The sequence below is a fragment of the Streptomyces sp. NRRL F-5123 genome (genome assembly GCF_000721495.1).
Lineage (GTDB): Bacteria > Actinomycetota > Actinomycetes > Streptomycetales > Streptomycetaceae > Actinacidiphila.
Window position 1 is genome coordinate 168070 of sequence record NZ_JOHY01000009.1, and the last position, 25771, is coordinate 193840.

Consider the following 25771-nt stretch of genomic DNA (forward strand, 5'->3'; position numbering starts at 1 on the left):
TGCAGTCACCGAAACCATGAAGCGCTTGGCTGGCCACGCCTGCGGTCTTGTAGATTCCTCTGAAAGAGACCGTGCGGAAACCTCACGGTTTCCCACCGGCCACACCGGGCGCCGACCAGCCGGCTCGCGCCCGCGGCGGCACGGCACCGGGACCACGCACGACAGGACAGGGCGACCACGATGCGGCTGCGCGCGCTCCTCGACACCGGAACCCTCGGCCTGCGGCTGCTGGGCGGCGAGGCCGAACTGGACCGCACCGTCCGCGGCGTGATGACCACGGACCTGCGCGACCCCAGCCGCTACCTCAGCGGCGGCGAGCTGGTGCTCACCGGGCTGACCTGGCGGCACACGCCCGCCGACAGCGAGGCGTTCGTCCGGCTGCTGGCCGCCGCCGGGGTCGCCGCGCTCGCGGTCGGCGAGGCCGAGCTGCGCGCCGTCCCCGACGACCTGGTCGAGGCGTGCGCCCGGCACCGGCTGCCGCTGTTCGCCGTCGACGAGCGGGTGGCGTTCGCGACCATCACCGAGTACGTGGCCCGGCAGGTCTCCGGCGAGCGGGCCGGCGACCTCGCGGCCGTCGTCGAGCGGCACCGCCGGCTGATGTCGTCGGGCCCCGCGGGCGGCGGCCCGGACGCCGTGCTCGACCTGCTCGGCAGCGACCTGGACCTGCGGGCGTGGGTGCTGTCGGCCACCGGGCGGGAGATCGCCGGCCCCGGCCGCCCCCTGCCCCCGCAGCTGGGCGCCGAACTCGCCGGGGCCCAGCAGGCCGCGGCCCGCACCGGCCGCCGCGGGCCCTACCGGATCGCGGTGCAGGGCCGTACGTACTCGCTCTTCCCGGTGAGCGGCGCCGCCGCCGGGACCGACCCGCGGGCCCGGGTGCTCACCGACTGGTTCCTGGCCGTCGAGGCCGACGCGGGCGACTGGCCGGACGAGCGGCTCGACCTGCTGCGCGGCGTCACCCAGCTGATCGCCGTGGAGCGCGACCGGCGCGACGCCGCCCGGGCCGTCGCACGGCGGCTGGCCGGCGAGATCTTCGACCTGGTCGCGGGCGGCGGCGCCCCCGCCGAGACCGGCGCCCGGCTGCGCGCCGCCGCCCCCGTCCTCGCGCCCGGCGCCGAGGGCGCGACGTACTGGCAGATCGTCGTCGCCGCGGTGGACTGGCCCGGCGGCGGACCCGCGGCAGGACCGGCCGCGCAGGCGCTGCTCGAAGAGGTGCTGGCCGGCCCCGCCGCCGACGGGCCCGGGCGCGTCGCCGTCGCCCACGCCGAGGGCCAGGCCATGGCGCTCCTCCCGCTCGCCGGCGCCGCGCACGCACCCGGCGAGCCGGGCGGCCCGCACGACCCGCTCACCGCCGACTCCCTGCACGCCCTGCTGCGCGGCCCGCTCGCCCGCGGCCTCGGCGACGAGGGCCGGCTCACCGCCGGCGTCAGCGCCGCCGTCTCCTCCCCCGAGGGCCTGCGCGGCGCCCTGGAGGAGGCCCGGCACGCCCGCCGGGTCGCCGCCGCCCGCCCCGGCACCGTCTCGGTCGCCGGGCACGAGGAACTCGCCTCGCACGTCCTGCTGCTGCCCTTCGTCCCCGACGACGTCCGCCGCGCCTTCACCGCCCGCCTCCTCGACCCGCTGCGCGCCTACGACCGGCGGCACCGCTCCGACCTCATCACCACCCTGGAGGCCTTCCTCGACTGCGACGGCTCCTGGACCCGCTGCGCCACCCGGCTGCACCTGCACGTCAACACGCTGCGGTACCGCATCACCCGTATCGAGCAGCTGACGGGCCGTGACCTGTCCCGCCTCGAAGACAAACTGGACTTCTTCCTGGCGCTGCGGATGAGCTAGTGATCCCGTTCACAAGATGTGATCTCCGACCCCTTGGCGGAAGCCCCCGCCGCGTGCTGAACTTCGGCAACCGGCAGGCACGCGGACAACTGCCGGACACATGAACCCGATACCGCACCGCGGGGGGTCGGCGCGGACGTCCAGTTCCCTGCACTGCTGCACGGCACGCACAACTCGCACTGGCTCGACGACGCGCTTGGGGGAGAAGTGGCGGAAACCGCCCTGTCGGAATCTGTGGTCGGAACACCTGACGTCTGGCGGCTGCGCGCCCGCGGATGCTGGGCGGAAGCCGCGGCGCTGCTCGCACCGCACTGCGCCGACGACCCGGGAGCCGCACGCCAGCGGGCGGAGATCCTCATCGAGGGCTGCTTCTACCACCTCGACGGCTGGGCCGAGGCCGAGGACGCGCTGCGCGTCGCCGAGGCGATGGCCGGCACCGACGAGGAACGCGGCGCAGCCGCCTCCGAACGCGGCTACCTCGCCTACGGCGCGACCCTCCACCACGTACGCGACCGCGCCGACGAGGCCCGCTCCGCCTTCGGGCGCAGCGCCGCACTCCTCTCCCCCAGCTCCCCCGGGCGCCCGCTGCTCGACTTCCGCCGCGGGCTCGTCGCCGAGCACATCGCCGCCAACCCCGCCGCCGCCCGCGCCGCCTACCGCCGCGCCCACGCCGGCGCGGTGGCCCACGGCAACACCTTCCTGACCTCCTTCACCTGGCGCCACCTCGCCGGCCTCGCCGCGGCGGACGGCGACATCGCCGAGGCCCGCCACGGCTTCGCCGAATCCCTCCGCCTCCGGGTGGCCCTCGGCCACCTCGTCGGCACGGCCCCCGCGCTCCTCTCCCTCGCCGAGGTCTCCCCCGACGACGAGGCCGCCCCCCTGCGCGCCGAAGCGACCCGCCTCTTCACCCTCCTCGGCGCCATCCCGACCTGGCTGGCCCCGTCACTGCGCTGAGCTCTCCCGCTCTCCCGCTCTCCCGCTTTCCCGGCGGGACGCACCGGGCTTCCACATACGGTGACTTGCGCGACCGCCCGCCGGTGGGGGCTTGTCGCGCAGTTCTCCCCCAGGGCTTCGCCTGGGAGGTACCCCCACGCGCCCCTGAAACGCTCGCCCCCGCCAGCAAGCCTGCCCCGCAAGGGGAAGCGCCCGCAGAGGCTCGCACATACCGCGCAGGGCAACGAACCAGGGGCGCGTGGGGGTGCCTCCCGGGCGAAGCCCTGGGGGAGAACTGCGCGCACAGCCACCCACGGGCGGGCGGGTCCGGTTCGTACCGCGTTGGGGCTCACGGTGTGTAGGAGGCCAGCGTGCCCGGCGCCCGGGAGTGGTACATGGCGTGGCTGGCCCGCGGACTCACGGTGTGTAGGAGGCCAGCGTGCGGGTGGGGGTCCAGCCCTGGGCCTGCGCGCGGGAGGTGTCGAGGACGAGTCCGCGGGCGAGCTGGTCGACCGCGTAGCGGGTGAGGGCCGGTTCGCGGCCGGGCCGCGCGCGGGCCAGCGCCTCGGCCCCCCGCGCGGCGGCGCGGGCCAAGGGCACGGGCACGTGCCGCACCCTCGCCCGTACGCCGTGGGCCGAGAGCACGCACCCCACCGCCGCGTCCCGCCCGTACGCCGCCGCGTCGGCGATGTTGTACGCGCCCGGCGCCCACCCGTCCGCGGCCAGGCACGCCTCCGCGAGGTTCTCCACCGCCGTGAGGCTCATCCGCACGTCACCGCCCGGCAGCAGCAGCACTCCCCCGCGCACCCGCGCGAGCAGCCGCGGCACGAGGTGCGGGTCCCCGGCGCCGTAGACGGCCCGGGGGCGCAGCACGACCGCGCCCGCCGCGAGGGCCAGCGCCTCGCCCGCCGCCTTCGTGCGGCCGTACGCGTTGAGCTGGTCGCGTACGGGATGGCCCTCCCCGACGGGGACGCCCGGACGCACGACGGGCGCGTAGACGCTCGCGCTGCTCACCCACACCACGGGCCGCCCGGCGGCGGCCCGTAGCAGCCGCGCGGTGCCGGCCACGTTGACCGCGTGCATCACGGCCTCCGCCGCCGAGCCCGGCACGGGGTCGCCGACGGCGGCTGCGCAGTGGACGACGACGTCCGCCCCGCCCAGGTCCGGCACCTCGCGCGCCGCGTCCCACGGCACGTGCCGCCCGACGGGTCCGGGCCGGCGCCCCACGCACAGCACCCGTGCGCCCCGCGCCGCCGCCTCGGCCGCGACGTACGCCCCGCAGAAGCCGCTCGCGCCGGTCACGGCGACGGTGGTCACCGCCCCGACCTCACCACGAGCGTCCGCCACCCGGGCAGCGCCGCCCGCCGGTCCACCCGCGCCCGTACGACGGCGGGACGGTACGGCGCGAGCGCGGCGAGCACGTCGTCGAGCTGCGCACGCGCCAGCCGCGCCCCCGGGCACGCGTGGCTCCCGGCGCCGAACACCAGCTGCGCCACCGCGGGCGGCGCCGGGTCGCGCACGTCCGGCGGCAACCGGTGGGCGAGCACTGCGTGCCGCGCGACGAGCACGAGGCGGTCCCCGCGGCGCACCGGGCAGCCGCCCAGCTCCGCGTCCCCGGCGGCCACCCGCGGCAGCACCGGCGAGGGGGCGGTCGCCCGCAGCAGCTCGCTCACGAGCGCGGCCCGCGTTCGGGCCGCCTCCGCGTACGCCCACCACCCCGCCTCCGCACACCACGCCGCGGCGCGCGGCACCGCGGCGACCGTCGTGTTCACCCCGGCCACCGCGAGCACGGCGGGCACCCCGCCCGCCCCTTCCGGGCCCAGCAGCGACGCGAGCCGGGCCGCCGCCTCCGCCGCCCTTCTTCCCGCGAACGGCTTGCGCGGGCCCGGCAGTTCGGCCCGCACGGCCGCCGCGGCCGCCACGCCCGCCGCCTCCGCCACGGCCTCCGGCGGCGCCACCACCCCGAGCAGCGCGCACACCGTCGCGCCCGCCATCTCGCGGGCCAGCGGCACGAGATCCACCTCCTGCCCCGCGGCGAGCGGCGCGAGGCGCCGGTCCAGGACCGCACGCCACACCGGCCGCAGCCGCTCCACCCCCGCAGCCCCGAGACCCTCCGCGACCGCGCGCCGGCTGCCCCGGTGCTCACCGCCCTCCTCGTCGAACAGCCCCCCGCCGGCGCCCAGTTCCCGCACCGCCCCGCCCGTCGTGCCGGCCGCGGCACGATCCAGCGGCACCCGCGTCAGCGCCTCCTTGTACGCCTGCGCACCGTTCACGACCACGGTCCGCCCCACCCTCACCACGTCCCTCCCCCGGGCCGCCCCGAGCACCGCGAACAACACGGGATGAGCCCTCCCGTACACCCGCCGGTCCCGCCGCCGAGCGGCCCTTTCCCCCATGACCTTTCCCTCCCTCTTCCGGTATGCCTGCGGTGTGAGCCGCTGCCGTGCCCGCGCCCGGCTCGCGGCGCCTCCGGCGGGGGGGTTCCCACCCCCGCCACCCGTGCGGCTCGGACGTCGGTTCTCTTCCCCCTGTGGGGCGCATTCGCCGTCGGGGGCGAGCCGCAGTCCCCGTCTTTCCTCACCCCCACCGGGCGGAACGCCGCCACTCCGGCCGGAGGGGGACGATCCGGGGGTGCCCCCGCAGGAATGCGCTTCCCAGTCCGGCACCACCACCGGAAGAGGGTGAACGCGCATTCCGAGGAGGTACCCCCGGAGTGGCCCCCGACCCACCCACAGGTGGCACCGGCAGACGGCCAAGCACCCGCACGGGCGGGCGGGCACCCCCACGCGAAGCCATGGGGGCGGGCAAAAACAAGCTCACCCGCGAAGCCGCTCCGCGGCCATCCGCGCCGCCGCCGCCCGATCCGGCTTGCGCGACCGCCCGCCCAGCGGAATATCCGCAAGGACCACCGCATCCGGCCGCGCCGTCCCCATCCGAGCGAGCGGCCCCGCCAGAGCCGCCCGTACCTGCCCCGCGTCCGCCCCGGCGACGGGCTGGACGACGGCCACCAACCGCTCGTCGCCGTCCCCCGCCGGGACACCCACGAGCAGCGCCAGCTCCACACCGGCCACGTGCAGCGAGGGCTCGTACAGCCCCGGGTAGATGTTCTCGGCGCCCCGCAGCACCATGTCCTTCACCCGCCCTTCCAGGACGAGCCGCCCACCGCCCGTCCGCCCTCGGTCGCCGGTGGCGACCCACTCCTCCGGGGCCTCCCCCAGGTAGCGGTCCCGCGCGCCCGGACCGGCCAGCAGCAGTTGCCCGGCGTCGTCCGTGCGGGCGCGCACGCCGGGCAGCGGGGCGCCGACGAGATCGCCGGGGCCCCCGTACGCGGCCTTCTCCGCCTGCTCGACCGCGGCAGCCGGGAAGAGCTCGGTGAGCGCGTAGACGCCCCACGCCTCGTCGGCGCCCGCCCGCCGGACGCGGGTGAGGAGGTCGGCGCTCGCCGGGGCGGAGCCCGTCCACACCCGGCCGGTGAAGGCGGCGCCCTCCGCCAGCGCCCGCCGCAGCTGAGGGGGCGTCAAGTAGGTGGCCTGCGGGGCGAGTCGGCGCAGTTGCCGGGCGAGGGCGCGCGGTGAGCGGGCGGGCAGGGCGACGGGCGCGCCGGAGGCGAGGGAGGGGACGAGGACGAAGAAGGTCCCGCCGAGCACGGGCCGGTCCGCGGCGGGGCGGACGAGTTCGGCGACGGTACGCATGCCCGCGGCGAGCGAGGCCCGGGTGTGGACCACGGCGCGCGGCCGCGACGCCGTACCGGAGGTGAAGACGATCGCGGCGTCCCCGTCGCCCTCCACCGGCCGCGGCAGGACACCCGAGCGCACCCCGGCGTCCAGCGCGGGCGCGCAGCCCGGCAAGCGCGGCCCCACCGTGGCGACGGGCCCCAGCTCGGCCAGGTCCGGCAGCGCCAGATGCGCCCGCCGCGCGAGCGGGCGCGCCCAACCGGCGACCGCCTGTGCGGTGGCGTCGGCGAGCACGACCTCGGGCCGCGCGAGCGCCAGCCGCGCCCGCAGCACATCGGGCCCGGCGCCGGGATCCAGCACCGCCCCCCGCGCCCCGAGCCGGTGCACGGCCAGCAGCACGGCCAACGCCCGCGGACCCGGCCGCACGGCCACCCCCACCGTCCCGCCCGCCCCGATCCCCCGCGCGTGCAGCGCCGCGGCGTACCGTTCCGCCAGATCGGCCAACTCCCCGCGGGTGACGGCAGTCCGCACGCCCCCGTTCCACCCGGCCCGCAACACAGCAGGCCTCTGCGGCGCCTTGCGCAACCCCCGCGCGAGTTCGTCCAGCACGATCCAGTTCCCCCTATGACGAAGCCGAGTTCGAACATCACCCCCACCGACGGAACAGCCGCTCCTACGCCCGGAGGGGGACGGTGCGGGGTGCCCCCGCAGGAATGCGCCGGTAGTGCCTCACCAACTCGACAAGAGGGCGAAGGCGCGTTCCGAGGAGGTGCCCCGTGGCGGCACCCGCCCCCACCCACCGGGCGGAAAGCGCGATGCCCCGCCGGGTGACAACCAGGGGCGCGAGGAACTGCGCGCTCAACCCCCACCCACAGGAAGGTCGCACGACAAACCGCACCACCCACCCCGTAGCGCAACCGCAACCGCGCAACCGCACCTCACCGCGGATCCTCCCCCCGCTCCCCCGCCCCGCGGTCCAGGTACCAGCGAGCCGTCCCCACGACCCCGTACGCCCGCAGCCTCCGCGTCGAGTTCTCGACGACCATGCCCCGTGCGTGCACGATCGCAGCGGTGTGCCGCCGCACGCGGTTCAGGAAGAGGCGGTCCGTCGGCGACGGACGCCTGGGCATGCCCCCCACCGCCTCGTAGAGAGCCGCGGTGACGGCCATGTTGTTGCCGGCGTGCATGCGGTACGGCGCGAGGTAGCCGCGGCCGCGCCGGTGCGCGGGGCGGAGGCGGCCGAAGAGCGCGGCGACGCGTACCAGGGCCCGGAAGGCCGCACGCCCGAGCGCCCCGTGCTCGTCGCGGCGCGCGTCGATGCGGCCGCAGACGAGCCCAGCGCCGTGCCGGAGCGCGTCGCGCGCCGCCGCGGTCCAGTCGGGCCGCGGCAGGCAGTCCGCGTCGGTGCGGGCGAGCAGCGTGGCCCCGCCCCGTATCGCGTAGCGGAAACCGGTGTCGACGGCGCAGCCGACCCCCTTGTCGGATTCGTGCAGGACGTGCACGGGGAAGGGCGCCCAGCGGGCGAAGTCGCAGGCGAGCGCGGACGTGCCGTCCGTGGAGGCGTTGTCGACGACGACGAGCGTGAAGTCCCGGTCCCGCTGCGCGGCGAGCGCTTCCAGCGTGCTGCCGATGCGCGCGGCCTCCTGGTAGGCGGGGACGACGACCCACAGCGCGGTCACGCCTTCTCCCACACCATCGTCATGACGCTCGCACCGCCGCCGAGCCCGACGAAGAGCACCCGGTCGCCGGCCGCGAGCCCGCCGTGGACCCGGTCGAGCTGGACGCCGAGCGTGGCGCTGGCCATGTTGCCGAGTTCGGGGACGGTGACGACGAGCCGGTCGCGCGGCACCCCGGTGAGTTCCACGAAGCGGTCCAGGTACGGCAGGGTGACCTGGTGGACGAGGACGTGGCGGAAGTCGTCCCAGCCCAGCCCGGTGCGCTCGCGCATGCGGTCGAGCACGCGCATGCCGAACCGCTCGAAGACGGTGCGCAGTTGGCTGCCGTCACCGTGGAAGTAGGTGTGCTCGTCGCCGCGCGGGTGGCGCGAGCCGCCGCCGAAGATGCCGCCGAGCGGCCAGTGTTCGGAGCGGGTCTCGGTGTCGACGTCGAGGATGCCGCCGCGCGCGACGGGTTCGACGACGACGGCGGCGCCCGCGTCACCGAAGGTGTAGCCGGCGAAGCCGTCCTTGAGCTGGTCGGGGCCGGACGGTGCGTGCCGTACGGCGCGGCTGGGGGTCTCGCCGGTGACGACGAGGGCGCGGCGGGCGCGCCCGGCGAGGATCATCGCGCGGGCGGTGTCGATGCCGTTGACGAAGCTGTTGCAGGCGTTGGTGACGTCCAGCGCGTGGGCGCTGGAGCCGAGTTCGGCCTGGACGATGTGGGCGGTGGCGGGTTCGACGACGTCGCGGGTGGCGGAGGCGAAGACCAGGAGGTCGAGGTCGCCGGGCGCCAGTTCCGCGCGGGCGAGTGCGGTGCGGGCCGCGCGGACGGCGAGCGTGGAGGCGTACTCGCCCTCCCCGGCCGCGCGGCGGGTGGCGATCCCGGTGGCCCGCTCGACCATCCGCGGCGGCAGCCGCAGCCCCGCGGCCGCGCTGATCCGCTCCTGCAACTCGGCGGAGCTGACGCTCCGTTCGGGCAGCCATGCGGCTGCCGCGGTGATGCCCGCCCGTGTCGCGCGGGGCGCGGTGCCCTCGGCGGGGACGCGCCCCGTGCGGGGTGCGGAGCCCGCACGGGGCGCGGTGGTCCGGAAGTCCGATGCCATGCCGCGATGCTATGAGCGGATTCGAACGTCTTGCCTGAGTACGCGTACTCAACCGCCTTACGCCACGGCCTCATTGCGGCGTGCGGGCTGCACCCACCGCCCGCCGGCCGCCGGCGGCTCACCGGCTGAGGGTCGGGGCGCCGAGGACGAGGTCGCCCATCCGGCAGTGGGGGTTGGGCTCGGTGTCGGAGAAGCCGATCGTCAGGCGCAGGCCGTTGGTGACGTCCAGATCGATCGAGGCGGGAGAGCCGACGTTCACCTCGCCGGTGTACAGCTGCTCGTTGTCGACGTAGACGGTGACGATCGAGGCGGTGTCGAAGGAGTCGTCGTCGATGCCGGCGACCATGGTCAGGCGGGTCCAGTTGCGTCCGAGGTTGTAGGAGATCGATCCCTGGCAGCGGGCCTGCGGCCCCTGGTCGACGACGAGCGCGGTGTCGTAGCGCTTGGTGTCGATGGTTCCGCCGCCGATCTGCAGGGAGCCGTCCGCGTCCTTGGCGACGGGCCGCAGGTCGGTCAGGGACAGGGTGGGGGGCAGCGTGGGCGAGGGCGGGTCGGTGGTGGGCGCGGTGGTCGGAGCAGCCGCGGGGGCCGAGGACGTCGCCGGGCTCGCTGGTCCGGTGGAGCTGGGCTGCGGGGTGTCCCCGCCCTTGGCGGAGCCGTCGCCGCCGGAACCGCGGTTCGCGACGAGGTAGACGACGAGCGAGACGACGACGACCGCGGCGAGGACGGAGAGGGCCGGCAGCGCGGGTCGCCGCCTGCGTGGGCCGGGCGGGGCCGGGACGGGCTGGAGCAGGGTGCCCGGCCGGTACGGCTCGGTGGGATGCGGCAGGGCCCCGGGCGCGGCCGGGTAGGCGGACGGCGGCGGCGCGGACGGTAACGGCGGGGCGGCGCGCAGCGTGCCCTGCTCCGGCAGCGGCGTGCTCACGACGGACTGGCGCAGCGCCGCGACCCACGACGACAGGTCCCCCGGCCGCCGGTCCGGGTCGGCCGCGGCGATGGCGCACAGCCGCTCGCGGATGTCCGCGGGCAGCGCGGCGAGCTGCGGGAGCCCGCCGAGGGCGTGCGCGAGCTGGTCGGGGGCGATCGGCGGCGCCTGGCCGCAGAGCAGGAAGTAGGCGATGCCCCCGAAGGCGTAGCGGTCGGTGGCGGGGGTGCGCTTGCCCTCGAAGACCTCGGGCGCGGCGTATCCGGGGGTGAACCAGACCTGGGCGGTGCTGCCCTCGGCGGTGAGCTTGCTGAGCCCGAAGTCGACGAGGGTGGTCTGGCCGCGGTCGTCGACCATGACGTTGCCGGGCGAGAGGTCGCCGTGCACGACGAGCCGGCGGGACGGGGTGGCGAGCCCTGAGTGCAGGAAGTCCAGCGTCTCGGCCAGCTGCGCCAGGACGGAGGCGACCTCCCGCCGGTCCTGCGCCGACTCGAAGCTGCGCGCGGCCCGCCAGTCCCGCAGGTCGAGCCCGTCGACGTAGTTGAGCACCAGGACCAGCGCGCGGCCGCTCACCGCGGCCGCCTCGCCCGAGCGGTGGACGGGCTGCGCCTCGAAGTACTCCCGCACGCCGACGACGCCGGGACGGTGCACGAACCGCAGCAGTTCGGCCTGCTCCTTCCAGCGGCGGCCGATCCGCTCGAACTGCTCCTCGCTGACGGTGGCCGCGGTGTCGAAGATCTTGAGGACGACCGGCTCGGTCTCCCCGGCGAGTTCGAGCTCGGCGAGGTAGAGCAGTGCCTCGCCGCCCCTGCCGATCGAGCGGACGAGCCGGTAGCGGTCCGGTTCCGTCTCCGGACCGATCCGATGAGACGTGTCCGCACCGGCCACGACGCCCCCAACCCACGCTCTCGAAGAACCCGACCCCGGGAATGCCGTTCACCGGCGGGACGACTGTAGTGCGGCGGAGCGGCCCGCGGTGACCGTTCCCCGCCCGATGGCCGCGCTTCCGCCCGGACGCCCGGATTCCGCCGGGGCACCCTTGCGCCGCAGGTCAGACTGCTGCGGAGCCCCCGCGCACACACCGCACCGGGCGGCTCAGGGGCAGGCGGGACAGGGGCAGGCGGCTCAGGGGCAGGCGGCGAGGTGGGTCCGCAGCAGGGGTTCGGTGGGGGCGCCGGAGGCGAGCGCGTCGAGCAGCGCGTCGTGGTGCGCGGCGTGGGCGCGCAGGTCGGGGCGCGGGCCCTCGGCGGGCCACTGGGCGCTGCGGTGCAGGGTGTCGGCGACCTCCAGCAGCTGGGTGTTGCCCATGTGCCGCAGCAGCGCGCGGTGGAAGGCGCGGTCCGCCTCCGCGTACCCGGCGCGGTCGCCGGCCTCCGCGGCCGCCGCCGCGGCGCCGGCGAGCGGCCGCAGCTCGGCCCAGCGCGCGGCCGGCACGCTGCGGGCCAGCGACTGCACGACGGGTATCTCGACCAGCATCCTGACCTGCGCGATCTCCGCGAGGTCGGCCGGTGTGCGGCGGGTCACCCGGAAGCCGCGGTTGGGCAGCACCTCGACGGCGCCCTCCTGGGCGAGCAGCTGCATGGCCTCCCGGACCGGCGTGGCCGACACCCCGTAGCGCGCCCCGAGCGCGGGCGCGGAGTGCACGGAGCCGGGCGGCAGCTCGCCGGTGAGCAGCGCGGCCCGCAGCTCGGCGAGGACCTGCCCGCGGACGGAGTGCCGCTCCGGCATCCGCCGCGGCGCCGGCAGCGGCGCCCGGCCGCCGCCCCGCAGGGACGCTGGACCCTCCATCAGCCGCTCCACCTCTCGTTCTCGTCGGCCGGACGCCCCGGCCGGGGCGTCGCACGCCCCCTGGGTCACCCCTATGGCGTACAGCGGTGAGCATAATCGCCGCACCCACAGGCTAAGGTAAGGCTTACCTCTGCTGATCTTCGGCTCTCCGGAAGGCCCGCGCATGTCCGTGACCGGCACCGCCTACGCCCGGCTCGCCGCGGCCTTCCCCGGCCTGCGGGTGACCGAGGGCGCGCCGCGCTCCGGCGGCGGCTGGGTCGGTGCCGCGGAGCTGGCGACGGGCGGCGCGGCCCTGGACGCCTTCGCCGCGCAGGACACCGCCGATCTGACCCGGGAGTACGGCCGCGCGCCGCGCCCGCACGTCGCGGCCGCGCTCGCCCTGCACCGCTACGCCTGGCCCGCGTGCCTGCTCTTCACGGTGCCGTGGTTCCTGCACCGCCGGGTGCCGCGGCTGCCGGTCGCGGACGTGTCCTTCCACCGCGCGTCCGGCGCCATGACCGTACGCACCGGCACCTTCGCCTGCCTGCCGGACGACCCGGCGGCGGGTCTGCCGGGCGCGTGGACCGTACCGTCCGAGGCGGCGCTGCGCGACGAGCTGCGGGCAGCGGTCGCCGAGCATCTGGCGCCGCTGCTGGACGCGTTCGGGCCGCGGATGCGGCGCGGGCCGCGGGCGCTGTGGGCGATGGCGACCGACGAGGTCACCGAAGGCCTGCACTACGTCGCGGGGTTGATGGGCCAGGAGGAGCGCGCGGTCGCGGAGCTGACGGAGCTGCTCCCGGGCGACACCGCGCCCTACGCGGGCGGCGCCGGCTTCCGCGCCGCCCCGTACGCGGGCAACAGGGGTGCGCCGGTGGGTGGTTGTGCGCGGGATCGACTGACGTGCTGCCTCTTCTACACCGTCAGCCCCGAGCAGGAGTGCGTTTCGTGCCCGCGTGCGACCGCTTCCGACCGGATCGGGCGCCGCGCGACGGCGGCCTGAGCGGCCGCGCTACGATCTCGCTCAACTAGACTGCTCTGGCACGCGAGTTCGAGCAAACGTCCCTCTTCGCGGGATTTCGCCGCGACTCTTGTGCCATAACGTCTGCACTCACCCGCGCTCTTCGCAAAGATGTCGGTCGTACGCCGTCCCGCGGCCCGAGCGCGACGGGAAGCGACTCTAGGAAACGCATATGAGAGACATATCGCTGGACTGGGTGCTCTCGGGCATCGTCGGCCTGGTCGTGCTCGCGGCGTGCGCGGTCGTGTTCCGCACCCGCCGCACGCAGAACGCGGAAGGGAAGCCCGCGGACTCCTGGGAGCGCAGCGAGGAGCGCCGCCGCCGCAAGGAGGCGGTCTACGGCAGCGCGTCGTACGTGCTGCTGTTCTGCTGCGCCGCGGTCGCGGCCGCGCTCTCCTTCCACGGTCTGGTGGGCTTCGGCCGGGAGAACCTGAACCTGACCGGCGGGTGGGAGTACCTGGTGCCGTTCGGCCTGGACGGGGCGGCGATGTTCTGCTCCGTGCTGGCGGTGCGGGAGGCCAGCCACGGTGACGCGGCGCTCGGCTCGCGCATGCTGGTGTGGCTCTTCGCGGGTGCCGCGGCCTGGTTCAACTGGGTGCACGCGCCGCGCGGCATGGGCCACGCGGGCGCGCCGCAGTTCTTCGCCGGCATGTCGCTGTCGGCCGCGGTGCTCTTCGACCGCGCCCTGAAGCAGACCCGCCGGGCGGCGCTGCGCGAGCAGGGCCTCGTGCCGCGCCCGCTGCCGCAGATCCGCATGGTGCGCTGGCTGCGCGCCCCGCGCGAGACCTTCGCCGCGTGGTCGCTGATGCTGCTGGAGGGCGTGCGCTCGCTGGACGAGGCGGTCGAGGAGGTCCGCGAGGACAAGCGGCAGCGGGAGAGCAACCAGCTGCGCCGCCGCGACCACGACCGGCTGGAGCGGGCCAAGATCAAGGCGCTGAGCCGGCAGGGCCGTTCCTGGCCGCGCGGCGGTGGCGGCCGGCAGGTGCCGGTGGACGTGCCCGCCGCGAGCCTGGCCGGCTCGGGCGAGGGGGCGTCGGAGCCCGCCATAGCCGGGTCCGGCACGGCCTCCGCCGAGCTGCCGGTCCGCGCGCTGCCCGCACTCCAGCCGGTGCGCGACGACGCCGCGCAGACGACCGGCGCGACGGCGGGCGGCGGGTCCTTCCCGATCGACCTGACGGCCGAGGACGACACGATGACGCTGCCGCGGCTGGACTCGCTGGAGCGCAAACTGGCCGAGATGGAGCGGCAGTTCGGCTGACCGCCGCCGCACCGACGACCGCGCGGGACCGCGTACGGGCACTGGCCGCCCGTACGCGGTCCCGTCGCCTTTGTGCGCCCGCCTGTATCGCTCACCGCGAACTGCTGCCCCCACCACGGCGGTTGGGGTTAGCGTCGGTCCCCTGAATCGGCAACGAAAGGCGGCGGCAGTGGACCAGGGCGTGAAGGGCAGGGCGGCGGTCGTCACGGGCGGCTCGCGAGGGATCGGCCGGGCCGTGGTGGAGCGGCTGTGCGCGGACGGGGCCGAGGTCGTCTTCGGCTACCTCAGCGACGAGCGCGCGGCGGAGGAGGTCACCGCCGCGGTACGCGCGGCGGGCGGCCGGGCGCACGCCGTCCGTGTCGACCTGGCCGACCCGGACGGCCCGGAGGAGCTGATGCGCACCGCGGAGGAGACGCTCGGCGGGCTCGACATCCTCGTCAACAACGCGGCGCTCTCGCACAAGCCGACGACACTCGCGGAGACCGGCACCGACCTCTTCGACGCGGTGCTGGCCGTGAACACCCGCGCGGTCTTCCTGACGCTGCGGTACGCGGCCCGCCGGATGCGCGACGGCGGGCGGATCGTGACCGTCTCGTCGGTCAACACCGCGCGGGCCGCGCGCGGCATCGGGGCGTACGCGGCGAGCAAGGGCGCGATCGAGCAGCTGACCGCGGTGGCCGCGCAGGAGCTGGGCCCGCGCGGCATCACCGCGAACACCGTCTCGCCCGGCGCGACGGACACCGACCTGCTGCGCTCGGTCAACCCCGCGGAGGCGCTGGAGGCCGTCGCCCGCATCACCCCGCTCGGCCGCCTCGGCCTGCCCACCGACATCGCGGCCGCCGTCGCCTTCCTCACCGGCCCCGACGGCCGCTGGGTCACCGGCCAGAACCTGCGCGCCACGGGCGGCCTGGCCTAGTCTCCTGAGTCAGGAGACTAGGCGGCGGCCGCCGCTTCGATCTCGAACCACACGACCTTCCCCGCCCCCCGCGCCTGCACGCCCCACGTGTCGGCGAGGGCCTCGACGAGGAGCAGGCCGCGGCCCGACGTGGCGTCGTCGGCGGGGCGTCCGCCGCCGGGCGGGCGGCGGCCGAGCGAGTCGTGCACCTCCACCCGCAGCGTGCGCGCCGGGCCCGGCGAGAGCGTGGCCGTCAGGACGGCGCCGCCGCCGGTGTGCTGGAGGGCATTGGTGACGATCTCGGTGGCGAGCAGTTCCGCGGTGTCGGCGAGTGCCGGCACTCCCCACTGGCGCAGGTGGTCCCGCAGGCGTCTGCGGGACTCCGCGACGGCCCGCAGATCCGCGCGCCGGACCGCGTACCGTAGACGATTCCCCGTGCTGTCCGTGAGCCTCCCCCGTTCCGGTCCGGACCGATTTTTCCCCTGACAAAGGCATGCCCCGCGTGCACCCCGTCCAGTCCTGTGACGAGCGCGACGGCGCGATACGCGGGGCGGGAGCGGGGCGGCGGGGCTTTGCTGGATGCCCGGGGGCCAACGGGGTTTCCGCCAGGGGGCGTTGATAGGTCGGATGTATGACGCGTCGATGCCTTGACACGGCCCTGGCCTCCCGTCACTGTGTGGCCCGTTCACCCCTCGCCATCCACGGGTGAACGCGCCTGTACCACAGGCCTTCTCTCCTCAGGAGGAACCGCTCGTGAACCGAAAGCCCCACACTTTCGGCCGACGCCGAATGATCCGACCACCAGCCCTGGCTACTGCGGCGCTGCTCGCGGCCGCCGTACTGGTCCCCGCCGTCTCCCCCACGGCCGCTTCGGCGGCGACGGCGACCACCGCGTGGCAGAACGGCAGTTACCACGTGGACACGCCCAACGTGGTGCGCCGCTCCGACATCGTGCTGGGCTCGCCCAACTCGCAGGCCGCGCAGTCGCTGCCGCTCGGCAACGGCTCGCTCGGCGTCGCCGCGTGGGCGGCCGGCGGCTTCACCGCGCAGCTCAACCGGGCCGACACGCTGCCCGGCCGCAAGTCGCCGGGCCAGGTGCAGATTCCCGGCCTGTCCAAGCTCACCGGCGCCTCGGACTTCAAGGGCACCCTGGACCTCTACACCGGGGTGCTCACCGAGTCCGGCGGCGGCATGACGCTCAAGGCGTGGGTGTCGGCCACCAAGGACGAGCTGGTCGTCGACGTGACCGGCGCCGACCCGAACACCGCGCAGTCCGCGACCGTCAGCCTGTGGTCGGGCCGCAGCCCGCAGGCCGCCGCGTCCGGTGCGATCGGCACGCTCGCCGAGACCTGGGTGGACAACCAGGAGGCCGGCTGGTCCGGGAAGACGTTCGGCTCGCTCGCCGCGCTGTCGGCCGGCGGCCGCAACGTGTCGGCGCGGGTGGTCGGCAACACCCAGGTGAAGGTCGACTTCACGCCGAACACCGACGGGTCGTACCGCGTCGTCGTGGGCTCGCCGACCTGGACCGGTGGCAACGCCGCCGGCACCGCGTCGGGCCTGCTGGGCTCGGACGCGACCGCCGCCGAGTCGTCGCTGCTCGGCTCGCAGCAGTCGTGGTGGGCCAACTACTGGGCGAGCACCGGCATCCTGGAGGCCGAGTCGGCCGACGGCCAGGCCCAGTACATGGAGTCGCTGCGCACGATCTACCTCTTCATGGAGGCCGCCTCGATGCGCGCGACCGTCCCGGGCAGCCAGGCGGGTGTGGCCGACATGTTCAACTTCGGCCAGGACCACCAGAACTGGACGCCCTCGGCGACCTGGCTGTGGAATCTGCGCACCCAGATCTCGGCGAACATGTCCTCGGGCAACTTCGCCCTCAACATCCCGATCTTCAACCTCTACCAGAACAGCCTCGCCGGCATCGAGGCGTGGACGAAGCAGCAGATGGGCGGCCTCCCCGGCGCCTGCGTGCCCGAGGTCATGCGCTTCAACGGCAACGGCGGCGACCCGGGCGCCGGCGCCAACGGGGCCTGCAGCCGGCCCGGCAGCCCCAACTGGAACGCCCTGAACGTCACGTCGGGCGCGGAGATCAGCCTGTACGTGTGGCGGCAGTACCAGGACACCGGCGACCTGAACTTCCTGCGCACCTACTATCCGCTGATGAAGGACTCGGCGGTCTTCCTGCTCGCATACCAGAAGGTCGGCTCCGACGGGAAGCTGCACGCGGTCGCCAACGCGCACGAGACCCAGTGGGCGGTGCAGGACCCGACCACCGACCTCGCGGCGGACGCGGCCCTCTTCCCGGTGGTGGTCAAGGCGGCGCAGCTGCTGAACACCGGCGACACCACCCTGATCAGCCAGCTCACCACCGCCCAGGGCCAGATACCGGACTGGGCGCGTACGGACTACGGCCGCACGCAGGTGCTGCCGCCGTCCGCGGACGCCCAGGGCAACGACATGATCGCGGACTCCTACCAGCCCACCGCGACGATCAGGAACAGCGAGAACATCGGCCTGGAGCCGGTGTGGCCGTACAACCTCGTCACCGACGAGCCGGGCGCGCTGCACGACCTGGGCGTGCGCACGTACAACCACCGGCCGGTGACGGGCGGCAACGACTGGAGCATGGACGCGATCGACGCGGCCCGGCTGGGGCTGGCGAGCGAGGTCGCGGCCAGGCTGGTGTCCATCACGCAGGGCCACCAGGTCTACATCAACGGCCTGGCCGACCTCGGCAACAGCGTGGGCACGGAAGGCTACATCGAGCAGATCTCGGGGGTCGCCACCGCGCTGGACGAGGCGCTGGTGCAGGACTACGACGGGCTGCTGCGGATCGCACCCGCGTGGCCGTCCGGCTGGGACGTCAGCGGCACGGTGTCGGTGCAGGGCAACACCAAGGTCGATGTCCAGGTGCAGGGCGGCACCCCGGTCACGGTCGCCATCCAGGCCGGGTCGTCGCAGACCATGCGCGTGCGCAACCCCTGGCCGGGCCAGGCGATCCAGGTCGTGAACGGGTCGTCGGGCGCCGTCGTGGTGTCCTCCACCACCGCGGGCACCGTCAGCGTGCCCGTCTCGTCCGGCCAGTCGTACCTGGTCGAGCGCACCGGCACGCCGACGGCCTCGCTGCCGTACGCCCAGGTCGGCGGCTCGCCCGCGACCGCCGCCAGACACCTGGGCAACGTGCAGATCGGCCTCGACGGCGGAGGCGGCACCAGCCCCGGCAACGGCAGCGTCATCAGCCTGCGGGCGCACGCCAACGGCGACTACGTCACGGCCGATGACGCCGGCGCGTCGCCGCTGATCGCCAACCGCACGGCGATCGGGCCGTGGGAGCAGTTCGACGAGATCGACGCGGGCGGCGGCTACATCGCGCTGCGCGCGCACGCCGACAACAAGTACGTCACCGCCGACAACGCGGGAGCCGCGCCGCTGCTGGCGAAGGTCGACGCGGTCGGGACGTGGGAGCAGTTCCAGCTGATCCACAACGGTGACGGCAGCGTCAGCCTCAAGGCGCGCGTCAACGGCGACTACGTGACCGCGGAGAGTGCCGGCGCGCAGCCGCTCATCGCCAACCGCACGGCGATCGGCCCCTGGGAGGAGTTCGACCTGATCACCAACTGACCTCCCGCACAGGGCATGCAGCGTGCCGCGTCCGGCAACAGCACTACGGGCGCGGCACGTTGCGCAGGTTCGAACGGGCCATCTGCACCATCTTGCCGACCCCGCCGTCCAGCACCACCTTGCCGACCGACAGCGCGAAGCCGCCGATCTGCTCGCCGGTGATCTTCGGCGGGAGGGACAGCGCGTGCGGGTCGGTCACCACGTCGACCAGCGCCGGGCCCTTGTGCCGGAAGGCGTCCCGCAGCGCCGAGCGGAGCTCCTTCGGCTTCTCCACCCGCACCCCGTACGCGCCCGCCGCGCGCGCCACCGCCGCGAAGTCGGGGTTGTGGTTGGTGGTCCCGTACGCGGGCAGGCCCTCGACCATCATCTCCAGCTCGACCATGCCGAGCGAGGAGTTGTCGAACAGCACGACCTTCACCGGCAGGTCGTACTGCACGAGGGTGAGGAAGTCGCCCATCAGCATGCTGAAGCCGCCGTCGCCGGACATCGACACGACCTGGCGCCCGCGATCCAGGAACTGCGCGCCGATTGCCTGCGGCAGCGCGTTGGCCATCGAGCCGTGCGTGAACGAACCGATGACCCGGCGGCGGCCGTTGGGCGTCAGGTAGCGGGCCGCCCAGACGTTGCACATGCCGGTGTCGACGGTGAAGACCGCGTCGTCGTCGGCCTCCTCGTCCAGCACCGAGGCCACGTACTCGGGGTGGATCGGCCGGTGCCTGTCGACCTTGCGGGTGTAGGCCTTGACGACGCCCTCCAGCGCGTCGCTGTGCTTCTTCAGCATCCGGTCCAGGAAGCGCCGGTCGGTCTTCTCCCGCACCTTCGGGGTCAGGCAGCGCAGCGTCTCGCCGACGTCCCCCCACACCGCCAGGTCCAACTTCGAACGGCGGCCGAGGTGTTCGGGCCGCATGTCGACCTGGACGATCGCCACGTCGTCGGGCAGGAAGGCGTTGTACGGGAAGTCGGTGCCCAGCAGGATCAGCAGGTCGCACTCGTGCATCGCCTCGTACGCCGCCCCGTAGCCGAGCAGGCCGCTCATGCCGACGTCGTAGGGGTTGTCGAACTGGATCCATTCCTTGCCGCGCAGCGCGTGCCCCACGGGTGACTTGACGCGCTCGGCGAAGGCCATCACCTCGTCGTGCGCACCCGCCGTGCCGCTGCCGCAGAAGAGGGTGATCCGCCGGGCGCCGTCCACCATACGGGCCAGCGCGTCGAGTTCGGCGTCGCCCGGTCGCACGGTGGGGCGGCGGGTGACGAGCGCGTGCTCGATGCTGCGCTGCGGCGCGGGGTGGGCGGCGATGTCGCCGGGCAGGCTGATGACCGACACCCCGCCGCGGCCCACTGCGTGCTGGATCGCGGTCTGCAGCACCCGCGGCATCTGGGCGGCGCTGGAGATCAGCTCGCTGTAGTGGCTGCACTCGGTGAACAGCCGGTCCGGGTGCGTCTCCTGGAAGTAGCTCGTGCCGATCTCGCTGCTGGGGATGTGCGAGGCGAGCGCGAGCACCGGGGCCATCGAGCGGTGCGCGTCGAAGAGCCCGTTGATGAGGTGCAGGTTGCCCGGCCCGCAGGACCCGGCGCACGCCGCGAGCCGCCCGGTGAGCTGCGCCTCCGCGCCCGCGGCGAACGCGGCGGTCTCCTCGTGCCGGACGTGCACCCATTCGAGCGAGCGCGTGCGCCGCACCGCGTCGACGACGGGGTTGAGGCTGTCGCCCACGACCCCGTAGAGCCGCTGCACGCCCGCGCGTACGAGGATGTCGATGAACTGCTCGGCCACGGTCTGCTTCGCCATGTATCCATCTCCGCACGAGCGCGGAGCCGCCGCATCCGCGGGACCGCGGGACCGCGGGAGACCGCGGGGTGCAGGGCGACGGGGCCGGTACGCGGACGGTCGCGGGCCCGCGGCGGACGGGCCCGGCCCGCCAGGTGGGCCCGGCCCGCCGGGTGGGCAGCTCCGGGAGAGCGTTCACCCGGCCGGGGGCCAGGCCGTACGGGGGCCAGGCCCGTACGGGGGCGGCTCGTCTCAGGCCTCAGGCGCCGGGCGCCGGGCGCGGGGTCCCGGACGGGCGCCGGGCGCCAGGTGCCGGGCGCCGGGCGCCGGGCGCCAGGCGTCAGGCGTCAGGCGTCAGGCGTCCCAGACGGTCGCCGCCGTGCGGTCGTCGGCGTAGCCCTTGACCCGGGTCTGGACGTCGGCCAGGTAGCCCGCGAGGCCCGGTGCGCGGCCGCCGCCCCAGCGCTCCGCGAGCAGCGCCGCAAGCTCCGGCTCGCCCCGCAGCGGCTCGGCCAGCCCGGCGCTGCACATCACGAGGGCGTCACCTGCCTGCGCGGACGTCGCCCGGAAACGGAAGGGCGATCCGGCGTCCTCCGGGGCGGTGTCCAGGTCCTGCCAGACCCCGTCCCGCACCCGGAAGAGCCCGCCGTCGCCGACCCCGAAGAAGAGCCGGATCCGGCACCGCGGATCCACCGGCAGCAGCAGGCAGCGCAGTGACGCGGTGTAGGCGCCGTCCTCCAGGCCGAGGTCTTCGCCGCGCGCCCGCAGCCGCCCGTAGCAGCGGTCGGTGAGCCGGTGCAGGCCCGACTTGAGCGCGCCGCGCCGGGCCGCCCGCAGGTCGCCGGCCAGCCGCTCACGGCTGCGGCCGACAGCCCCGGCGATCCACCGCACGGCGTCCTGCGCGGCGCGGTGCGCGTCGTCCGCGGCCCGCGCGCCGCTGGCCATCGCGACCAGCAGCAGGGCGTCGTCGCCGGAGCCGAAGCGGGCGGTGAGCAGCGCGTCGCGTCGCGGCTGGCCGCGGTAGCGCGCGGAGTCCCCGCGCAGGCTGACCGTACGCAGCGTCATGCCCGCGTACCGCGCGCCGTCCAGCACGGTGTCGGGCACCAGGCCGTCCAGACCCTCGGGATCGGCCTCGGGCCAGGCGGTCGGCTCGGCCGCGTACGTCGGCGGGCTGCCGCCCACCACGGTCGCGGCCGGCTCCTCCTCCGCCGCGGCCACCCACCCGGGCGGCAGCTCGGGGGCCCACCGCACGGCCCCCTCCGTGTACGCCGTCTCGCCCCACGCCGCGGCTTCGGCGGGCGGCAGCTCGGCCCGCACGGCGGGCGGCTCGATCGCGGTGGGCGGCGCGGGCGCGGCGCCGGGGCTCACCCCGCCGGCCGCTGCGGGCCGCAGGGCGGGCGCACCGGCGGGGTCCGCGCCGTCCGCCGGGAAGTCGGGCCCGGCCCCGGCCCCCGGCTCGCCCGCGGGGGGCACCGCCCGTGCCGGGGAGGCGAACGCGTCGGCCAGCGAACGGTAGGGCTCGCCCGCCCCGGACACCGCGGGCCCTCGCGACGGCACGGACCGCGGATCCGCCGCCGCCCGCGCGAGGGGCCCGGCCGGACCGACCGGAGGTACGTACGGCTGCGGCACGCCGGGGGCGGCGATCTCGGGCCCCGGGGCCGTTGCGCCGGACACGGGCGGGGGCGGCACGATCGGCTCGGGGCCGGAGGCGGGTGCCACGGGCGGGGCGGGCGGCGCGAATTGCGCGGCGGGGGCAACCGCCCCGGCAGGCGGCACGGCCCCGGGCCCGCTCACGGGCTGCGCGGGCTGCGGCCCAGGCGCCACCGGCGGCGCGGGAGCAACCGCACCGGCAGGCGGCACGGCCCCGGGCCCGCTCGGGGCCTGCGGTCCAGAGGCAGCCGCACCGGCGGGCGGCACCGGGTCGGCCTCGCTCGTGGGTGGTGCCTGCTCGACCGGCAGTACGTCAGCGGCGGGCGAGGTGCGGTAAGGGTTCTCCTCGGGCGCGACGCGGGGGGAACGCGGCGGTGCGTACGGGCCGCGTTCGGCGGGGGCCGGGGACGACCAGGGCTCCGCCGGGCTGAACGTGGCGTCAGGCCCCGGCGCGGGCGGGCGCTCCTGCTGCTCGGGGAAGCGCGGGACCGGCCACCCCGCGGGTGGTGCCGACGTCCACGGTTCCGCCGGGGCGGGCGGTGCGGCGCCCCACTCCGGGGCCGCGGCCTCGGCTCGCGGCTCCGGCTCCGGCCCCGGCCCGGGGCGCGGCTGCACCGGGCGGCCCTCCGCGGTTCCGGGCCGCGGCGACCACACGGGCCAGCGGCGCTGCGTGTCGGGCCCGGCCTGCGCACCCGCACCCGCACCCGCACCCGGCGCTTCCTCCGCGCCCGGCTCCTCGCCGCGGTCCTCGCCCGGCGAGGGGAACATGGGACGGGCCGCCCACGCATCCCACGGCGGCGCCTCGGCACCCCGCCCTTCCGGCACGTCCTCCGGCGCGCTGCCGCCCTCACCGGCGGAGGTGCCGTACGCATCGGGGCCCGCCTCACTCGCGAACCCCGGTGTACCGCCCGGCGCGTACCCGGCGGACGGCGGCGCGACGTCACCCGCCGCGGGTCCCCCGGACGCACCCGGCGCGCGGGCCCCCGGCGGAACCGTCCCACCCTCGTCCGGCACGGGCGCGGCCCCCGGGGCCGGAGCCGCCGGCGGGGCGACCTCCTCGCCGGCCTGCGGCGGAGCCACCGGCAATGCACGCCCCGGCAACCGCACGACCGGCACCCTCGGCGTACCCCCCACGGGGGCACCCTCCCCCCGAGTCACCGACCCAACCTCCGACCCGCCGGGCCCACCCGACGCGGGCGCGCCCGGCAAGGCAGTCCCACCCTCACCCGCACCGACGGGATCCGGCACATCCGCCCCAGACCCACCCGCCGGAGGCCCACCCGGCACACCAGGCCCACCGGGCGCAGGCGCCACCGGCGGGGCAACCCCCTCCCCACCCTCACCCCGCGCGGGCGCCACCGGCCCAGGCGAACCCGGCCCGCCCGGCGCAGGCGCCACCGGCGGGGCAACCCCCTCCCTACCCTCACCCCGCGCGGGCGCCACCGGCCCGGGCGAACCCGGCCCACCGGGCGCAGGCGCCACCGGCGGCGGGGTGCGGGTCGGGCGAGGCCAGGACGGTGGGGGCGGCGGGGGGACGGGGCGGCGCAGCCGGAGCGTGTCGGCGGGGGGCGACGCGGGCGGCGGCGGGGACATCGCGCTCACAGCCGTGTCGAAGTGCTCGTCGATCGAGTCCGGCGCCCGACCCCCCGCACCGGCCACGCCACCGGCCTCCTCGTCGTACAACTGCCGCCACCAGTCGTCTTCTTGACGCTTCGGTGAGTCCCCCTGCTGCCTCATGCCCCTATTGTCCACCGCCCGGCCCGCCGGGAAACGTGGAATCGCCGCACCGCGCGCCGCCCTTCGCCGCCCGCTCCCCCACCGCACCGGCCCCACCAGCACCATCGCCCGCAGCCGGCGGCGCGTACCCGTACGGAGGTGCCAAGGGCCACCCGCGGCGGCGGGAAGCGCGCGGATCCGGCAGGGTGGGTCCATGGGGACCGCGCAGACGGGGCTGATCGGCATCGTGATGCTGCTCGGCCTGGTGTGCGTGCCCGTGCCCGGTGTTCCCGGCACGCTGCTGTGCTGGGCGGCGGTGCTGTGGTGGGCGACGTCCGAGCACACGAGCCTGACGTGGGGCGTGCTCGCCGGGGCCACGGGGGTGCTGGCGGTCGCCCAGGTGGTGCTGTGGCTGCTGCCGAACCGCCGGATCCGCGCGTCCGGCCTCGCCTGGCGGACGGTGATCGACGCGGGGGCGGTCGCGATCGCCGGCTTCTTCCTCGTCCCGGTGCTCGGCGCCGTCCTGGGCTTCGTGGGCTATCTGTACGTGTCCCAGCGCGTCCGGCTGGGCGGCGGCCACCGCGCCGCGTGGGGCGCGACGCGTACGGCGATGCGCGCGGTGGGCACGTCCGTGCTGGTCGAGCTGCTGGCGTGTCTGCTGGTCGCGGGTACGTGGCTGGGCGCGGTGATCGCGTCCTGACCCCGGGCAGGGGCCCGGACCGGGACCCGGATCCGGGCGGCGCCACCGCCCGCGGTTCAGCGGTGCGAGAGGACGATGACCACTTTCCCGCCGGGGTCGCGGACGAAGAAGCGCCGCACGCCCCACTCCTCGTCCTGCAGCGGGTGCACGATCTCCGCACCGCTGCGCAGTACGCGGGCGTAGACCCTGTCCACGTCGTCCACCTCGATGCTGATGTCCGGGCTCACGGGCGCGGTCGCGTCGGCGGACATCACGCTGAGCTGCGCGGCGGGCTCGACGGGGGAGGCGAGCGTCATGATCCAGCCGTGGTCCATGACCGGCTCCAGGCCGATCAGCCCGTAGAACTCCCGGCTCCGCTCGGCGGCCAGGGAATGGACGACGGTCACCACACGGCGTACGACCACGGGCTGCTCCCCTCGGCGAGCGGTCAGGGCGGGGCCCGGCAGGCACGGCCCCCGCCCATTCCACCACGCCCGCCACCACCTTGCCCGCACGCCCGAACACCCGAACGCCCACACGCGCCCGCACACCTGCGCCCGCGTCCGCGTCCGGCCCGGCGGCCTCCCCCGGACGACCCCGGCCGCCGGGACGGGACGGACAGGGCAGAGGGAACGGGACGGAGGGGACGGGCCCGACAGCACGGGGACGGGCTACTCCGTCCGACCGAGGCAACACGCCCTACGCCGCGGGCCCGATGCGGGTCCGCCGGGGCGGTGGCAGGGTGGACGGCATGACGAAGCCGAACACCCGGACGGAACTGGACGACACCGAGCTCGCCTACCTGCGCGGCCAGCGCCTCGGCCGGCTCGCGACAGTGGACGCGAAGGGCCGCCCGCAGGCCAACCCGGTGGGCTTCTTCCTGCGCCCGGACGGCACGGTCGAAATCGGCGGCTACTCGATGGGCACCACGAAGAAGTGGCGGAACGTCGCCGCGAACGAGAACGTCTCGCTCGTCGTCGACGACATCGCGAGCCTGAAGCCCTGGCGGGTGCGCGGCGTGGAGATCCGCGGCACGGCCGAGCAGGTCGTGGGCCCGCACGACCTGGGGCCGCAGATGAGCCCCGAGCTGATCCGGATCACCCCGTACGCGATCATCAGCTGGGGCCTGGAGGACTGAGGGCCCGCACCCCGCCCGCGCCACCGCCCCGACCGCCACCCGAGCCCCGCCCACGCCGCCGTCCCGGCTGCCGCCCCGGCCGCCACCCGAGCCCCGCCCGCACCGCCGTCCCGGCTGCCGCCCCGACCGCCACCCGAG

The 25771-nt window shown here is 75.9% G+C and carries 19 protein-coding genes; 8 read left to right on the plus strand and 11 right to left on the minus strand.

All coding sequences use genetic code 11. From position 1 onward, the window contains the following. Nucleotides 1-180 precede the first annotated feature (180 nt). Both IH54_RS0111890 and IH54_RS0111895 read left to right on the plus strand, forming a co-directional pair. A complete protein-coding gene (locus tag IH54_RS0111890; RefSeq protein ID WP_031515720.1) occupies nucleotides 181-1833 on the plus strand; it encodes a PucR family transcriptional regulator in 1653 nt (550 codons plus the stop codon). 207 nt (nucleotides 1834-2040) lie between these two features. Then, nucleotides 2041-2787 carry a hypothetical protein gene (locus IH54_RS0111895; protein ID WP_043180553.1) on the plus strand — a complete coding sequence of 249 codons (747 nt, stop codon included), beginning with the start codon at nucleotides 2041-2043 and terminating at the stop codon, nucleotides 2785-2787. 396 nt (nucleotides 2788-3183) lie between these two features. Here the strand turns inward: IH54_RS0111895 and IH54_RS0111900 are convergent, their stop codons facing one another. From IH54_RS0111900 to IH54_RS0111930, 7 genes are all read right to left on the minus strand, one after another. Continuing rightward, nucleotides 3184-4083, minus strand: coding sequence for an NAD-dependent epimerase/dehydratase family protein (locus tag IH54_RS0111900; protein WP_031515724.1), 900 nt, complete (start codon nucleotides 4081-4083; stop codon nucleotides 3184-3186). Next, nucleotides 4080-5045 carry a cytochrome P450 gene (locus tag IH54_RS0111905; RefSeq protein ID WP_199923369.1) on the minus strand — a complete coding sequence of 322 codons (966 nt, stop codon included), beginning with the start codon at nucleotides 5043-5045 and terminating at the stop codon, nucleotides 4080-4082. Before IH54_RS0111905 ends, IH54_RS0111900 begins: the two co-directional genes overlap by 4 nt. A gap of 537 nt (nucleotides 5046-5582) precedes the next feature. After that, a complete protein-coding gene (locus IH54_RS0111910; RefSeq protein WP_234343466.1) occupies nucleotides 5583-6971 on the minus strand; it encodes an AMP-binding protein in 1389 nt (462 codons plus the stop codon). Nucleotides 6972-7378: 407 nt separating this feature from the next. Continuing rightward, nucleotides 7379-8119: a glycosyltransferase family 2 protein gene (locus IH54_RS0111915; RefSeq protein WP_043180555.1), complete on the minus strand. Its 741-nt coding sequence runs from the start codon at nucleotides 8117-8119 to the stop codon at nucleotides 7379-7381. Then, the gene (locus IH54_RS0111920; RefSeq protein WP_078862111.1) at nucleotides 8116-9201 is read right to left on the minus strand and encodes a 3-oxoacyl-ACP synthase III family protein; all 1086 of its coding nucleotides are present in this window, start codon (nucleotides 9199-9201) and stop codon (nucleotides 8116-8118) included. The genes IH54_RS0111915 and IH54_RS0111920 overlap by 4 nt, the downstream gene beginning before the upstream one ends. A 118-nt stretch (nucleotides 9202-9319) precedes the next feature. Further along, nucleotides 9320-11014 carry a protein kinase domain-containing protein gene (locus IH54_RS0111925; RefSeq protein ID WP_031515734.1) on the minus strand — a complete coding sequence of 565 codons (1695 nt, stop codon included), beginning with the start codon at nucleotides 11012-11014 and terminating at the stop codon, nucleotides 9320-9322. A 237-nt stretch (nucleotides 11015-11251) separates the two neighbouring features. Next, nucleotides 11252-12019, minus strand: coding sequence for a GntR family transcriptional regulator (locus IH54_RS0111930; RefSeq protein WP_420711732.1), 768 nt, complete (start codon nucleotides 12017-12019; stop codon nucleotides 11252-11254). 58 nt (nucleotides 12020-12077) lie between these two features. Here IH54_RS0111930 and IH54_RS0111935 point away from each other — a divergent pair, with 58 nt between their 5' ends. From IH54_RS0111935 to IH54_RS0111945, 3 genes are all read left to right on the plus strand, one after another. Next, nucleotides 12078-12893, plus strand: a complete 816-nt coding sequence (locus IH54_RS0111935; RefSeq protein ID WP_031515738.1) for a (2Fe-2S)-binding protein — start codon at nucleotides 12078-12080, stop codon at nucleotides 12891-12893. 190 nt (nucleotides 12894-13083) lie between these two features. After that, complete coding sequence (locus IH54_RS0111940; RefSeq protein WP_031515740.1) at nucleotides 13084-14169, plus strand: DUF2637 domain-containing protein; 1086 nt, start codon at nucleotides 13084-13086, stop codon at nucleotides 14167-14169. Between the two features lie 169 nt (nucleotides 14170-14338). Beyond that, on the plus strand, nucleotides 14339-15085 hold the full coding sequence (locus IH54_RS0111945) for an SDR family oxidoreductase (RefSeq protein ID WP_031515742.1): 747 nt from the start codon (nucleotides 14339-14341) through the stop codon (nucleotides 15083-15085). A 17-nt stretch (nucleotides 15086-15102) separates the two neighbouring features. On the opposite strand, the gene IH54_RS47905 is transcribed toward IH54_RS0111945, so the two are convergent. After that, entirely contained in the window at nucleotides 15103-15753 is a 651-nt protein-coding gene (locus IH54_RS47905; protein ID WP_324607776.1) for an ATP-binding protein, read from the minus strand. 100 nt (nucleotides 15754-15853) lie between these two features. On the opposite strand from IH54_RS47905, the gene IH54_RS44415 reads away from it, so the two are divergent. After that, nucleotides 15854-18685, plus strand: coding sequence for a fascin domain-containing protein (locus IH54_RS44415; protein ID WP_052397320.1), 2832 nt, complete (start codon nucleotides 15854-15856; stop codon nucleotides 18683-18685). A 43-nt stretch (nucleotides 18686-18728) separates the two neighbouring features. Here the strand turns inward: IH54_RS44415 and IH54_RS0111960 are convergent, their stop codons facing one another. Both IH54_RS0111960 and IH54_RS43025 read right to left on the minus strand, forming a co-directional pair. Further along, nucleotides 18729-20471 (minus strand): pyruvate dehydrogenase, encoded by a 1743-nt coding sequence (locus tag IH54_RS0111960; RefSeq protein ID WP_031515748.1) that lies wholly within the window; start codon nucleotides 20469-20471, stop codon nucleotides 18729-18731. 333 nt (nucleotides 20472-20804) lie between these two features. Beyond that, the gene (locus IH54_RS43025) at nucleotides 20805-22007 is read right to left on the minus strand and encodes a protein phosphatase 2C domain-containing protein (RefSeq protein WP_234343468.1); all 1203 of its coding nucleotides are present in this window, start codon (nucleotides 22005-22007) and stop codon (nucleotides 20805-20807) included. A 2023-nt stretch (nucleotides 22008-24030) separates the two neighbouring features. On the opposite strand from IH54_RS43025, the gene IH54_RS0111975 reads away from it, so the two are divergent. Continuing rightward, the gene (locus IH54_RS0111975; RefSeq protein ID WP_031515752.1) at nucleotides 24031-24516 is read left to right on the plus strand and encodes a DUF456 domain-containing protein; all 486 of its coding nucleotides are present in this window, start codon (nucleotides 24031-24033) and stop codon (nucleotides 24514-24516) included. Nucleotides 24517-24572: 56 nt separating this feature from the next. Here IH54_RS0111975 and IH54_RS0111980 read toward each other — a convergent pair whose 3' ends face one another. Then, complete coding sequence (locus IH54_RS0111980; protein WP_031515754.1) at nucleotides 24573-24920, minus strand: VOC family protein; 348 nt, start codon at nucleotides 24918-24920, stop codon at nucleotides 24573-24575. Nucleotides 24921-25246: 326 nt separating this feature from the next. Between IH54_RS0111980 and IH54_RS0111985 the strand changes: the two genes are divergently transcribed. Continuing rightward, nucleotides 25247-25633 carry a PPOX class F420-dependent oxidoreductase gene (locus IH54_RS0111985; protein WP_031515757.1) on the plus strand — a complete coding sequence of 129 codons (387 nt, stop codon included), beginning with the start codon at nucleotides 25247-25249 and terminating at the stop codon, nucleotides 25631-25633. The last annotated feature ends 138 nt before the right edge of the window (nucleotides 25634-25771 follow it).

What these genes read in the sequence shown, in the direction of transcription:
- IH54_RS0111890 (WP_031515720.1), top strand. Translation starts at nt 181, where the DNA reads ATGCGGCTGCGCGCGCTCCTCGACACCGGAACCCTCGGCCTGCGGCTG.
- IH54_RS0111920 (WP_078862111.1), bottom strand. Translation starts at nt 9,201, where the DNA reads ATGGCATCGGACTTCCGGACCACCGCGCCCCGTGCGGGCTCCGCACCC.
- IH54_RS0111935 (WP_031515738.1), top strand. Translation starts at nt 12,078, where the DNA reads ATGTCCGTGACCGGCACCGCCTACGCCCGGCTCGCCGCGGCCTTCCCC.
- IH54_RS0111940 (WP_031515740.1), top strand. Translation starts at nt 13,084, where the DNA reads ATGAGAGACATATCGCTGGACTGGGTGCTCTCGGGCATCGTCGGCCTG.
- IH54_RS44415 (WP_052397320.1), top strand. Translation starts at nt 15,854, where the DNA reads ATGATCCGACCACCAGCCCTGGCTACTGCGGCGCTGCTCGCGGCCGCC.
- IH54_RS0111960 (WP_031515748.1), bottom strand. Translation starts at nt 20,471, where the DNA reads ATGGCGAAGCAGACCGTGGCCGAGCAGTTCATCGACATCCTCGTACGC.
- IH54_RS0111975 (WP_031515752.1), top strand. Translation starts at nt 24,031, where the DNA reads ATGGGGACCGCGCAGACGGGGCTGATCGGCATCGTGATGCTGCTCGGC.
- IH54_RS0111985 (WP_031515757.1), top strand. Translation starts at nt 25,247, where the DNA reads ATGACGAAGCCGAACACCCGGACGGAACTGGACGACACCGAGCTCGCC.